This is a genomic window from Flavihumibacter sp. (assembly GCF_036676075.1).
GTDB lineage: Bacteria > Bacteroidota > Bacteroidia > Chitinophagales > Chitinophagaceae > Flavihumibacter.
Genome location: NZ_JAKFDQ010000016.1, coordinates 258,281 through 270,854 on the forward strand (window position 1 = coordinate 258,281; position 12,574 = coordinate 270,854).

The window sequence follows — 12,574 nt, forward strand, 5'->3', positions numbered from 1 at the left end:
TATGAAATTCTTACCCCGGATCCTGCTGGCCATGAGCCTGCTCTACACAGGAGTAGTTGTGGCCCAGACAGGTGCCAATTCCAAAACACCTGTAAAAAAGAAACGGAAACTTAACAATGCGAAAGTTCAGTATGGCATTGCAAGCTATTATTCACCCAAATTCAATGGCCGGCGAACTGCGAATGGTGAAATTTACAACCATAAAAAATTAACGGCTGCTCACAACGGTCTTCCGCTTGGAACATGGATTAAGGTCACTAATCAAAGAAATGGACGTAGTGTGATCGTAAAAGTGAATGACAGACTTCATCATAATAATACAAGATTGGTGGATATGTCAGGTGCTGCAGCAAAAAAACTCGGCTTCACTTCCAGAGGATTAACCAAAGTTAAGCTAGAGGTGCTGGGAAAGAAAAAGCCTGCAGAACTAACGGCTATCAATAAATAATTTCCCAGTTAGCATCCAAGGTTCTATTTTTGCCGCAGTTATAAACTACCATTATGAAGAAAATTATGTTTTCGTTGCTGGCCCTGTTCAGCTTGTTCTCTGCTGCTTACAGCCAGGAGAATGATGAAATTAAGAGGCCTGCCCTGGGAATTCATTTTTTTGGAAATGACTTCCAGACTCCGCAGAGAATTAAAGCATCTTCACTAAGTTCAGTTCTAAAAGACAATCAATGGGGCAAATTTAGTGATATGAATTTCGGCTTTGCGGCAAACTATATGAAAGGTGTTACCCGTAAACTTGATTTCTCAACTACACTTGGTGTGTCCTTCCTTGATTATCCACTTGAAGGCAAAATGGCCTCAGGTGACGATGCTGCACTTCTTGAATGGGATGCGATGGTGCATGCTAAGATGCTGACTGATAAATACTGGGTTGTACCATATATTTCTGCTGGCCTGGGCGCTTCTAAGTGGAAAGGTTACTATGGTGCTATCATGCCCGTTGGACTTGGTCTTCAGGTAAGTTTTTTCGATGAGGCCTTCCTCATGGTCAATTCTCAGTACCGCATGAAGATTACCAACACTACATCAAATCATTTCTATCACAGTATCGGTTTTGCAGGAAATATAGGAAAACCAAGAGCTCCTAAAGTAATTCCTCCACCACCACCACCTGTTGATATCGACAAAGATGATGATACGGTTGTAGACTCTCTGGATGCGTGTCCTGATATTCCAGGTCTTGTAGCTCTTAATGGCTGCCCCGATCAGGACGGTGATGGCATTGCTGATAAAGATGACAAATGTCCGACTGTTCCTGGTATTGCTCGTTATCAGGGTTGTCCTATCCCGGATGGTGATGGCGATGGCGTGAATGATGAAGAAGATAAATGCCCTACAGTGGCAGGAGTTGCCCGTTATCAGGGTTGCCCTATCCCTGACCGTGATAATGATGGTGTTAACGATGAGGAAGATCGCTGTCCTGACCTCGCAGGTCCGGCAGAAAATGGAGGTTGCCCATTGTTGGAAGCTTCTAAATTCAATGCAAGCGCTGTTCAGTTCGTTACCGGTAGTTCAAATCTTACAGCTGCTGCAAGGAAAGAGCTTGATAAAGCCGCGCGTATACTTAATGAGCAGTATCCGCAGCTTAAGGTTGAGATAGCTGGTCATACTGATAATACAGGTAAAGCTGAGATGAACCAGACCCTGAGTGTTAAACGTGCAGAATCAGTTAAAGCATACCTCGTTAAAAAAGGTGTTGCTGAAGAGCGCTTGTCAACAGCTGGCTTCGGTCCCGACCAACCAATTGCAGACAATGAAACTGCTGCCGGTCGTACTAAGAACCGTCGCGTTGAGTTCAAGGTTAGCCAATAATTACAAAGTTTAAGTTGTGATAAAATAAGAGAGCCCACCATTATGGTGGGCTCTCTTATTTCTATGTACTTTCTATTGTCTATTGTCAATTGCCTTTTGCCTATTGCCTCCTCTCAATACTCATTATCCTTCTCTTTATCCTTCTTTCCGCCGAATATCTTTCTAAGTAATCCTTTCTTCTTTTCTTCCTGTGGTGGTGTAGTGGGATTCTTGCCATTTTTCTTCTCATCCTTTTTTTGATTAGCTTCCTTCAGCACCTTTTGTTCTTCTTCATCCAGTTCAGAATCTACCGGAACATTGTTGGTATCAGGTTCCATCATATACTGATCTGCTGCTCCATTACCCTGGTCTTCACCCTCAGCGCCTGGAGGAGGCGTCTGGTCAATGATATTCATGTAGTCATAAAGTGCCTCTTCCCGCATTTGTTCAGGTTGGGCAAATCGTGCATCTTTATCAATACCGAGTGTTTTATCTGCATAAACTTTCTGGAAGAAAGTTTCCCAGATTGGCCTTGCTGCCTGGCCACCATAACCTAATCCACTTTCCAGGCGGATGAATCGGTCATCTGCCCCAATCCAGGTTCCTCCAAGCAATTGCGGAGTGAATCCAATAAACCAGGCATCTGCATTATCATTGGTTGTACCTGTTTTACCAGCCATTTCAGCGGCGCCCAACCTTGCCCTTAAACCTGCTGCAGTTCCAATTTCTACCGGTCCGCCCAGCATTTTAGTTGTTGTATAAGCTGATGATTCACTTATCACCTGGTTCATCTTGGTCTGGAAACTCTCAAGCACATTTCCATTACGGTCTTCTATGCGGGTAATATAAGTTGGTTTGGTACTGAAACCATGATTTGCGAACATGGTATAACCGTATAACATTTCAAACATTGAAAGATCCACCGCACCAAGAGAGATTGATGGGTAAGGATCCATCTTACTTTTGATATTGATATTATTCAGGAATTCGACAAAGCGCTTTGGGCCGATTTGTTTCATTATATAAGCGGTTGCGCAGTTCATTGAATAGGTAAGTGCGCTGGCCATACTTACGGTATTGCCTTTACACTCACCTTTAGCAGGAACAAGACCAAATCCCGGGAAATTCTGTACCACATTCTCCACTGGGGTTTCAGGCGTAAACCCGGCTTCTTCAATAGCCTGGCAATAAAGAAAAGGCTTGATGGCCGAACCTACCTGGCGTTTTGTATTGAGGTTTACATGATCAAATTTATAGGTCTTAAAATCAATACCGCCAACCCAGGCCTTTACTTCTCCGGTTACAGGATCCATCACCATAAAAGATGTTTGTAACATCTGACGATGGTATTTGATGGAATCCATAGGAGTCATCACGGTGTCTTTTTGCCTGCGTGAGTTCCATGCGAAAACTTTCATCGGAACTTTCTGTTTGAAGCTGGCCCTGAGTTCTGCATCAGTCATGCCATCTTCCTGGCCGTTTTTCCATCTGTCGGTATTTTTCATGGCAGTTTCCAGGATTCCATTACGTCCTTCCCAAACTTTTCCTTTTTTGATGGAGTTTTGTGCATTCAAAGCTTTTTGAAGCACTGGCATATGCTTGGCTACTGCCTCTTCCGCATAAATCTGCATCCTTGGATTTATAGTGGTATAAATTCGAAGCCCATCTTTATATATATCGTAGGGGTCACCTGTTGCAGGGTTTGTATTGTTTTTACACCATTGCTTGATGTCATCACGCAGCACTTCACGGAAATAAGGGGCCAGACCAGTATTCTCATCCATTCGTTTATAGTTCAAAACGATTGGCTTTAATTTGATCTTGCTGGCTTCCTCTTCAGTGATAAAACTATTCTCTCCCATTTTGGTGATAACATGATTTCTTCGCATCAATGCTGATTTGGGGTTGCGACGCGGATTGAAGATGGTTGGTCCATTCACCATCCCTATAAGAACAGCAGATTCTTCGATGTTTAAGCGGTCAGGTTCCTTGCTGAAAAAGGTAAGAGACGCATTTCGGATGCCATACATGTTGTCACTGAATGGTACTACATTAAGGTATAACGCTAATATTTCCTGTTTGGTGAAATTTCTTTCCAGCTTAATGGCAATGATCCATTCTTTCAATTTCTGAATCACCCGGGTTATAGGATTCCTGGCCCTCTCCGAGAACATATTCAGCGCAAGCTGTTGTGTAATGGTACTGCCACCGCCTTTACTTCCTAAGAAGGCAACTGCACGAATAACACCTTTTCCATCGATTCCAGAATGATCATAAAACCTTTCATCTTCAGTTGCCACAAGCGCATTTATGGCATGCTTTGAAATATCCCGAAAATCTACATTACTTCGATTTCCACGGTCCCTGAAATACTTGCCCATCAATGTACCGTCCGCAGCGTATACTTCAGTAGCTTGTAGAATGGTGGGATTCTCCAATTCACTCAAAGAAGGGAGTTTTCCAAATACCCCCATATAGATCATCAGGAGAAGTAGGGCAAATGCTGCGAAACCAATAAAGAAAATCTTCCAGAAAACGCGGACTGTTTGTTTCATATACGATCAATGACTTGGTAAATGATATTTCAAAAATTACGCCTGATTTTACCGTCCTGAATTTTAAACGGTTAAAATTGCCCAGGGAATAGCTGTTCAAGGAAATTCCTGTATTCAGGCAGGTTTTTGTTGGCGATAAGAAGGTTCATATTGTCTTCCGCAACGGGCATGAAGTAATATTTATCAGTTTTTAACCAGGGAATAATATCCTTATTTGCCTGCACCCTGGCCTTCGCAATATAGTCGATAGCCTCCTTTTCGTTGGAAAATCCCCTGATTGTGACCATATTTACTTTTTCAGTGAGGGAAACGATCAGGACGTTCATAGGCTGATTGTAATAGGTCTCCTTATTGTAACGCGTAAATGCATTGCGCGATTCATTTACATAAACAGGGTCAACATCATTGAGAACCACTACCACAAAATGTGGTTGTGCAGAATGCCGGCTGAACATGGTTTTCAGTTCGGGTGCCTTTTTATCAAGCCTGTTCTTATCTATTTCTTTCTTTTCCTTTGTTACATCCCGGGTGGTTGCGGCCTTTATTTCAGGATCTTCCGGTTCTTTTTTAGTAGTGATTTCCGGAAGGGCCACAGTACTGTCTTCAGCCGGCCTCTCAACATCCAGATTAGTGAGATATTCTTCAATCTCCTTCCTTCGCTTCAAAACATCAATCATATTATTGACCTTAGCTGCTAATCCGTGATCGGGGAATTGTGAACTGATCTGCTCCAGCCTTTTTATAGCAACACTATCCGACTGCTGCCGGATATGGTAAACAGCTTCTATATATAATAATTGGGGGGTCCAGTAATGGCTTCCGTATACGCTATCCGCTTTTTGCTTTGCAGCTAATGCTTCATCAAACTTTCCGGATATAAACTGATCATAGATTTCATCATAGGTGGTGGTGGCTTTTCTGGAGATCGCACTATCTTCCAACTGTACTCCCAGAGGATCTGAAATCAATTTTGTTTGTCTGCTTCCGGGAAACTCAGTAGTCAGCCGATTTTTCAACTGTGATACCATATCTGACCTTCCCATCATCCGGTAACATATAGCCAGGTTATATAAAATGTCAATTTCCTGAACATTTCCCGGGAATCGCTGCAGCAGTTTTTCATATTCAGTTGCGGCAGTTTCATAATCTTCCAACCGGTTCTGTGCCGTATAGGCAAGCAGGTATCCCGCCTGGAGTATAGAATCATTGGATATTTTTAGCATTTCCGGTGTCGTAGGTATCCTGCTTAGCAATCCCTCTACAGTGGTTTCATCAATTGCATCAGTTGTAACTACAGAACTTGTATCAGGATTTTCTTTCGTGAACCCGGGAGCCGTCGCAGCCGCACTTCTTCGCCAGTTATCGGCATTTGCTCTGTTACCCCATTTGGATCGGAACTCACTGAATCCCCTCGATTTAAGTGCATTATTATAGAAATACCAATCACCTGTTGCCTGGCCACCAAAGAGATCTGTTGGTACATTGTTACCAAGCTGCGACAAAACGGGGTTGGTACCTCCACCAGTCATCTCATCTTCTTTTATTCCCCGCTGCCGACGGAGTTGTCTGGCCTGTTTTTTCAGGAATTCATTTCGTTCTGCTTCAGGCATGGCCGCCAGTTTCTGCAGACTATCCTGCCTCGATATTATTCCATATTGAGTTGCTAATATGCCTAATACATCCTTTCTGTCCTCAATAAAAGCAGACATTGTATCAGGGAGATTTCCCATTTGCAGACTGTCGTAATAATTTTTTGCTGGCAGGTATTCTCTCTGGTCAAATGATAATCCAGCCAATAAAAGATAGCTTCTGGTATGCTGGTATGGATTATCAGGGGTGTTGTATTTGATACTCCTTAGCAGATTAGCTTTTGCCTCCGCCCATTTCTCCCGCTTGATCTCCAGTTTGGCTATCGTATAATATATCAGATCACGATAATTGGAATACCTCTCCCGTTTAGCCATTTTTAATAGTGCATCAATGGCCGATTGCCAGTCGGCCTTATCTAGACTGTCTACCTGTTGAGCGATCTGTAACTGTGCCGCCACCTCCATTACGGGATTTATGGTGTGTTTTATAGATCTCCTGAATGCATCCTTGGCCTGCTCAGGCTTGGATGCTCTTTCATAAAGTTGACCTAAGAGGAACTCCCATCGGGCCAGTTGTGGCTTGTCATCGGCTGCCGGAAGAGCATTCTCAAGATAAAAGGCGGCACTATCATATTGCTCCTGCTGGTAAAACCACCAGGCGGTCACTTCTGCAAGTTCAGGTTCTAATCTTTCAGGTAGGAGTGGGTCCTGTTTTAGTGTCTGGATGAGGGAAGCAGCGGTGCTCATCTCATTATTCCGGATATGCGTCCTCACCAGCCAAATAAGTGCGTCATTTCTATTAGGAGGTTCGGAAAATGCCCTGTCGATAATATTACGGTCTTCCTCCGTGGCAACTTTCATGGCATTTCCACCCTCATTTGCATTGCTTGCGATCACCTTGTCAAATCCATCTGCCTCCTTAGGAGAGAATGCATAATTCATATACTGGAAAGTCATCCAGGCAGTGTCTAACGTATTACGGAAATAATATGCCTGACCCATCAGCAGGTATAGATTGTCCATCCAGTTGCTTCGCAGGTCGTGCAAAAGGATGCCTGCGTTTACCTTATAAATTACCGAGTCGAGCTCTGTTCTTTGATTGGATGTATTTTCTATACTATAATCATAGAAGGAGAGGAGCTGTTCATAATCATCGAGGTGCTGTGCCCTTGCTGAAGCGATCACCTGGTTGAGCTTGGCAGTGGCATTGAAAGCATAATTGTAGTGGGTGAAAGTATTCTGGAAGAATCGCCTGGGAAGATTGAATTTCTTATCCCCTGTTTTTTCTGACCTGAGTACACGATTCTCGTACTTCTTTGGTTTCTTCATATCCGGGTCAAGCGTAGGTTGCCCTATCCCCCACAAATAACATGTCAGGAAAACAAGGGAAAGAATAAGGTGGTGAATGCCCCGGCTTTTGATCATTAGCGCAATGATAAATTGATAATAACTCTCACACAAGAAAATTATTTTAAAGTTAGCCAAATTATTTGGCTCGAATTTTATGTAAGTTGTGGCGGCTTTTTTACTGAAACTGAACAATTTTAATGTCCGAGAGCAATACGAATACCACCTTTAAACGTTTACGTAATAGGTACCGCCTGGTGGTGATGAATGATGACACATACGAAGAGGTCGTAACTTTCAAACTGTCGAGATTAAGTGTGTATATCGGGTTGAGTACCATTTTCATGTTACTGACGGGGCTAACGGTAGCGCTTATCGTCTTTACCCCCCTGAAAATGTATATTCCCGGCTATGGCAGTGCCAATGCTACCCGCGAGTTACGCCAGCTGAAAATAAAAACCGACTCCCTGGAGCAGGCAATGCAGTACAGGGAGCAGTATTTAAATAGTATAAAAGGGGTATTGCAGGGAGATACCAGTATTAAACTGGATACTACCGCTTTAAATATTCCGGTAACCGAAATAACTACAGACTAAAATCCAGACTATGTTCAACGGAAAATCCAAATCAGAATTTGCTGCAGAAACCGGTGGCAACAGTACCAATCTTATTGGCAACGGCACTACGCTTAAAGGGGATATCACCTGCAATGGCGATCTTCGTATTGATGGCACCCTCATCGGTAATATTAATAGTACCGCCAAGGTGGTGATAGGCGCCAACGGATTGGTAGAAGGTGATATACACTGCCAGCAGGCCGATGTGATGGGCAAAATTGTGGGAACCATCAAGATCAAAGAATTATTACAGCTTAAGGCCAGTGCGGTTGTTAATGGAAACATTTACGCGGGCAAATTGCAGATTGAACCAGCCGCAACATTTAATGGTGCCTGTCATATGGGCTCCGAGCCGGCTACAGTTATAAATGAAAAGCAGAAAGACAAAGCAGCCTGAAGGTAAAACTCCCTGGATGAGATATGTAGGACTGGGAACCCAGTTGATGGCCGCCCTGGCTTTATCTGTGTGGGCCGGCATCTGGATCGACCAGCGCTTAGCTATTGCTATGCCCCTATTGGTTTGGATCTTACCTTTGCTGGTATTGGCTGTTACCATTGTTAAACTGGTAAAAGAAACAGCTGCCAAACCAGATGGAAAAGACAAGTTCCCCCAGTAGAAAACCATTTCGCCTTATCACCTTTGCTTTTGCCCTTGTGAATATCCTGCTGATCGTTTTCAGGAGTCGCCTTGAACCATGGGGACTCGACACAAATGTGCTGCTCTATGGAAATATTTTCCTCTTCCTTATTTTTCTGATCAGTGGCTGGATGCATTTTAGTGCCGCCGGCAATAAGTCCACCCAGGTTTTCATGCGTAGTATGTATGGAGGGATGATCCTCAAATTGTTTGGCATCGCCATTGCCGCATTCATTTACATATATATTGCACGCGAAAACGTGAATAAGCCAGCCCTTTTTGGCTTTATGTTTTTATACTTGCTCTATACCTTTATAGAGCTAAGGATAGTTTTGAAGCAAACCAAGTGACCAGAAATGCCCAAAAAGGAATATCCCTTACAACAGTTGTCTCATTTCTTACCTCCAGGCTCTTTCGAGATGGTAGCGGCATACCTGCATTCTTATAAAGTTCATTTATCTATCACCCGCGAAAGGCGTACCGTGCTGGGCGACTACCGTCATGCCCACCAGGACCGAAATCATCGCATCTCGGTAAATGGTAATCTGAATCCTTATGCCTTCCTGATCACACTGGTGCATGAACTGGCGCATCTCGTTACGTTCGAAAAATTCGGTAACCGCGTGCTTTCCCATGGCAAAGAATGGAAACAGGTATATAGGTCACTCCTGGAAAACTTCCTGGGTAAACAACTTTTTCCTGCCGATGTGGAACAGGCTCTGCTGCGCAGTCTTCATGATCTTCCCGCAAGTAGCTGTGCCGATGAACCCCTGATGCGGGTATTACGAAATCACGATCATCCTGATGAACGTGGCACACTCGTGGAGGAGATCCAGGAAGGAGCGCTCTTTGCAATTGAAGGCGGGAGAATGTTCCGTAAGGGGAAAAAACTTCGGAAGCGCTACCAGTGTAAGGAATTAGCAACCGGAAAGTTGTACCTTTTCAGTGGACTCTATGAGGTTTACCCTGCAGGCAATGAAGTCGCATGATTCTATTGCAATGAGATCAAAGCGATTTAAGCATCCAGACATCGCATCCGAAATGTCCTGAATTGCCCAGCGGACCATCCAGGTAATGGAAGCCGAACCTTTCATAAACACTTACGGCCTTTCTCAGTTCAGGCATAGTTTCCAGGTAAACATGTGTATAACCCGCTGTACGGGCCTCTTCTAAACATTGGCTGATAAGCTTACGACCCAGCCCCATTCCCCTTGCTGAAGGATCCAGGTACATCTTAACAAGCTCTGAATAACCATCGGGAAGTCCCTCCGTAGGGTAGATACCTGCGCCACCTAATATTACCCCATCCTGTTCTGCCACATAATAGAAACTTCCGGGATGTTGAAAAAGATCAGACAAATGATCTGTGGATTCGTCGAAATAAACGGTGCCTGGCTTATTTGCCCCGAATTCTGCGAGAGCAGAGCGGATGATTTTGGCGAGCGCGGCATTGTCGCGGGCCTCTATGGGCCTGATCACTGGGTTCATGTAGCAAAACTACAAAACCGCAGTCAAAGCGCTTAGCCAATGATCATTACCGCCACCGAGTAGAACAACACCAGTGAGGTAAAAATGGCTGCCAGGAATATTTTTTCAGCATGTTTCATAATGAACCGCTTTTGCCAATAACGTGCCAGAACCCGGGATATTATTAATGTGTGTAATTAATTACCATGCATTGGAAATGGAGGAATTATATTAAATTTGTCTAAAAATAAATTTAGACACGCCTAAATAATATGAGAGTCCTCTTTCTGTTTCTGATTTTCTTCATTAACCTTTCTGCGAAATCACAGGAGCAGTGGCTGGTGGGCAAGGTTTTCATCCATGGCTCGGGCGAACCACTGTCCGGAGCAACAGTTTCCCTTCTATCCGGTAAAACGGTAGTTACATCATCAACCGGGGGGTTCAGGATCCCTTCCAGTTCCCTCTCTGATACCATTATTGTCTCTTCTGTTGGATATGAAAATTTGAGGGTGGCAATTGCTTCCAACCAGCTTCAAATCTATCTGAAGCCCACCGGTAAGCAAATGGAGGAAGTAGTTATAACAGGTACCATGAGGGCCATACAACGCAGTGCCAGCCTGGTTCCTGTTGAGGTTTATTCTCCACAATTTTTTCGCAAAAACCCAAGCCCAACCATCTTTGATGCCTTGCAGATGGTAAATGGCGTAAGACCCCAGCTAAATTGTAATGTCTGTAATACCGGTGATATTCATATAAATGGCATGGAAGGTCCCTACACAATGGTACTGATCGATGGGATGCCCATTGTCAGCAGCCTTGCCTCAGTTTATGGACTTCAGGGCATTCCCAATTCACTTGTTGAAAGAATCGAGATCGTAAAAGGTCCCGCCGCCTCACTTTATGGCTCAGAGGCTATAGGGGGTTTGATCAATGTAATAACCCGAAGCCCTTCAAAAGCTCCGGCAATATCAATTGAATATAGTGCCACGAGCTGGCGCGAGCATAACCTTGATGCAGGCTTCCGTTTCCGCACAGGCCCTAAAAGCCAGGCGCTGGTGGGTATTAATTACTTCAACTTCACCCATCGTTATGATAAGAATAAGGATAATTTTACTGACCTCACACTGCAGAACAGGCTTTCCTTATTCCAGAAAATAAGCTGGAAAAGAAAGGAAGACAGACAGGCGGGTATTGCAATCCGCCTTTTCACCGAAGACCGTTATGGTGGTGAAATGCAATGGACCCGACAGTTCAGGGGAGGTGATTCTGTTTATGGAGAACAGATCAGTACAAAAAGAGCTGAGCTTATTGGTAACTACCAACTTCCCGTATCCGAAAAAATAAATGCCTCATGGTCGGCCAATACGCATAGCCAGCGTTCAGCTTATGGCAATACTATTTTCAATGCCGACCAGCATATTGGATTTGCCCAGCTGACCTGGGAAAAAAATGCAGGAAGCCACCACCAGTTATTATCAGGTATTGTTGGTCGTTATACATGGTACGACGATAATACAGCCGCTACGGCCGATAGTAGTGGAATCATCAACCAGCCCGATAGGATTTTCCTACCCGGAATATTCCTGCAGGATGAAATTACTTTGAATAGTAAGCACCAACTGCTGGCCGGATTAAGATATGATCACGATAAAAGGCATGGATCCATCTGGACACCGCGCGCTGCATGGAAATGGCAGATTTCAGAAGTGGAGCATCTGCGATTGAACGCTGGTACAGGTTTCAGGGTAGTAAACCTTTTTACCGAAGACCACGCAGCACTTACTGGTGCCCGTAAGGTGATCATTGAAGGTGATCTTAAACCGGAACAAAGCCTTAACGGAAATATTAATTATACCCGGAAGTTCATCTTCAACCGTGGTTACATGAACCTGGAAGCAGCTGCCTGGTATACCTATTTCAGGAATCGTATTCTGCCCGATTATACCACTGACCCGGATGCTATTATATATCGCAACCTTGATGGATATGCGCTTTCAAGGGGATCAAGCCTTAATATTGAAGCATCTTTCAGCAACCAGCTCCGCCTCACTGCCGGATTCACACTCCAGAATATATCCATTGTTGAAAAAGATGAAACAGGAAAGAAGACTGCAAACCGCCAGATCCTAACCGAACCGTGGTCGGGTACCTGGACGATCTCCTACACTTTCGGTAAAACCGGCTGGTCGGCCGACTATACCGGTAATGTTTATGGACCAATGAAGCTTCCACTTGTTTCTTCACTTGATCCAAGAAATCCATACTCCCCGGTATGGAGCATGCAGAACCTGCAGCTTACAAAGAAGTATGGTAACGGTTTAGAATGGTTTGGGGGAGTTAAGAATCTCCTCAATTTTACGCCAGCCAGGAATAATAACTTCATCATTGCAAGGGCAAATGATCCTTTCGATAAGCAAGTGGAAAGGGATGGCTCGGGCAATATACTGGTAACCCCTGATAATCCCTATGCAATGAGTTTTGATCCTAATTATGTGTATGCCCCCAACCAGGGAAGGAAACTTTTTTTTGGCATACGTTACCACTATAAAGGACGAAATTGAT

The 12,574-nt window shown here is 44.1% G+C and carries 11 protein-coding genes; 8 read left to right on the plus strand and 3 right to left on the minus strand.

Features of this window, described 5'->3' with window-relative positions:
- Position 1: 1 nt before the first annotated feature.
- Together V6M43_RS15980 and V6M43_RS15985 are read left to right on the plus strand one after the other, a co-directional pair.
- Complete coding sequence (locus V6M43_RS15980; protein ID WP_052323822.1) at positions 2 to 448, plus strand: septal ring lytic transglycosylase RlpA family protein; 447 nt, start codon at positions 2 to 4, stop codon at positions 446 to 448.
- Between the two features lie 53 nt (positions 449 to 501).
- Positions 502 to 1,821 carry an OmpA family protein gene (locus V6M43_RS15985; RefSeq protein WP_332736984.1) on the plus strand — a complete coding sequence of 440 codons (1,320 nt, stop codon included), beginning with the start codon at positions 502 to 504 and terminating at the stop codon, positions 1,819 to 1,821.
- A gap of 113 nt (positions 1,822 to 1,934) precedes the next feature.
- On the opposite strand, the gene V6M43_RS15990 is transcribed toward V6M43_RS15985, so the two are convergent.
- Positions 1,935 to 4,355, minus strand: a complete 2,421-nt coding sequence (locus V6M43_RS15990) for a transglycosylase domain-containing protein (protein WP_332736986.1) — start codon at positions 4,353 to 4,355, stop codon at positions 1,935 to 1,937.
- A gap of 71 nt (positions 4,356 to 4,426) precedes the next feature.
- Positions 4,427 to 7,369 (minus strand): type IX secretion system periplasmic lipoprotein PorW/SprE, encoded by a 2,943-nt coding sequence (porW, locus tag V6M43_RS15995; RefSeq protein ID WP_332736988.1) that lies wholly within the window; start codon positions 7,367 to 7,369, stop codon positions 4,427 to 4,429.
- 122 nt (positions 7,370 to 7,491) lie between these two features.
- On the opposite strand from porW, the gene V6M43_RS16000 reads away from it, so the two are divergent.
- From V6M43_RS16000 to V6M43_RS16020, 5 genes are read left to right on the plus strand one after another with little or no spacing between them, the layout of a single operon-like run.
- Complete coding sequence (locus V6M43_RS16000; protein ID WP_039128287.1) at positions 7,492 to 7,887, plus strand: hypothetical protein; 396 nt, start codon at positions 7,492 to 7,494, stop codon at positions 7,885 to 7,887.
- Between the two features lie 10 nt (positions 7,888 to 7,897).
- On the plus strand, positions 7,898 to 8,305 hold the full coding sequence (locus V6M43_RS16005; RefSeq protein ID WP_039128290.1) for a bactofilin family protein: 408 nt from the start codon (positions 7,898 to 7,900) through the stop codon (positions 8,303 to 8,305).
- Positions 8,306 to 8,321: 16 nt separating this feature from the next.
- Entirely contained in the window at positions 8,322 to 8,525 is a 204-nt protein-coding gene (locus V6M43_RS16010) for an AtpZ/AtpI family protein (RefSeq protein ID WP_332736992.1), read from the plus strand.
- Positions 8,500 to 8,895: a hypothetical protein gene (locus tag V6M43_RS16015; protein WP_332736993.1), complete on the plus strand. Its 396-nt coding sequence runs from the start codon at positions 8,500 to 8,502 to the stop codon at positions 8,893 to 8,895. The genes V6M43_RS16010 and V6M43_RS16015 overlap by 26 nt, the downstream gene beginning before the upstream one ends.
- A gap of 6 nt (positions 8,896 to 8,901) precedes the next feature.
- Positions 8,902 to 9,534, plus strand: coding sequence for a SprT-like domain-containing protein (locus tag V6M43_RS16020; RefSeq protein WP_332736994.1), 633 nt, complete (start codon positions 8,902 to 8,904; stop codon positions 9,532 to 9,534).
- Positions 9,535 to 9,550: 16 nt separating this feature from the next.
- Here the strand turns inward: V6M43_RS16020 and V6M43_RS16025 are convergent, their stop codons facing one another.
- A complete protein-coding gene (locus V6M43_RS16025; RefSeq protein ID WP_332736995.1) occupies positions 9,551 to 10,033 on the minus strand; it encodes a GNAT family N-acetyltransferase in 483 nt (160 codons plus the stop codon).
- Between the two features lie 251 nt (positions 10,034 to 10,284).
- Between V6M43_RS16025 and V6M43_RS16030 the strand changes: the two genes are divergently transcribed.
- Positions 10,285 to 12,573 carry a TonB-dependent receptor gene (locus V6M43_RS16030; RefSeq protein WP_332736996.1) on the plus strand — a complete coding sequence of 763 codons (2,289 nt, stop codon included), beginning with the start codon at positions 10,285 to 10,287 and terminating at the stop codon, positions 12,571 to 12,573.
- Position 12,574: the final 1 nt, after the last annotated feature.

Bases quoted from the DNA above. Each gene is read 5' to 3' on its own strand.
- V6M43_RS15980 (WP_052323822.1), top strand. From the start codon at position 2: ATGAAATTCTTACCCCGGATCCTGCTGGCCATGAGCCTGCTCTACACA.
- V6M43_RS15985 (WP_332736984.1), top strand. From the start codon at position 502: ATGAAGAAAATTATGTTTTCGTTGCTGGCCCTGTTCAGCTTGTTCTCT.
- V6M43_RS15990 (WP_332736986.1), bottom strand. From the start codon at position 4,355: ATGAAACAAACAGTCCGCGTTTTCTGGAAGATTTTCTTTATTGGTTTC.
- porW (WP_332736988.1), bottom strand. From the start codon at position 7,369: ATGATCAAAAGCCGGGGCATTCACCACCTTATTCTTTCCCTTGTTTTC.
- V6M43_RS16000 (WP_039128287.1), top strand. From the start codon at position 7,492: ATGTCCGAGAGCAATACGAATACCACCTTTAAACGTTTACGTAATAGG.
- V6M43_RS16005 (WP_039128290.1), top strand. From the start codon at position 7,898: ATGTTCAACGGAAAATCCAAATCAGAATTTGCTGCAGAAACCGGTGGC.
- V6M43_RS16010 (WP_332736992.1), top strand. From the start codon at position 8,322: ATGAGATATGTAGGACTGGGAACCCAGTTGATGGCCGCCCTGGCTTTA.
- V6M43_RS16015 (WP_332736993.1), top strand. From the start codon at position 8,500: ATGGAAAAGACAAGTTCCCCCAGTAGAAAACCATTTCGCCTTATCACC.
- V6M43_RS16020 (WP_332736994.1), top strand. From the start codon at position 8,902: ATGCCCAAAAAGGAATATCCCTTACAACAGTTGTCTCATTTCTTACCT.
- V6M43_RS16025 (WP_332736995.1), bottom strand. From the start codon at position 10,033: ATGAACCCAGTGATCAGGCCCATAGAGGCCCGCGACAATGCCGCGCTC.
- V6M43_RS16030 (WP_332736996.1), top strand. From the start codon at position 10,285: ATGAGAGTCCTCTTTCTGTTTCTGATTTTCTTCATTAACCTTTCTGCG.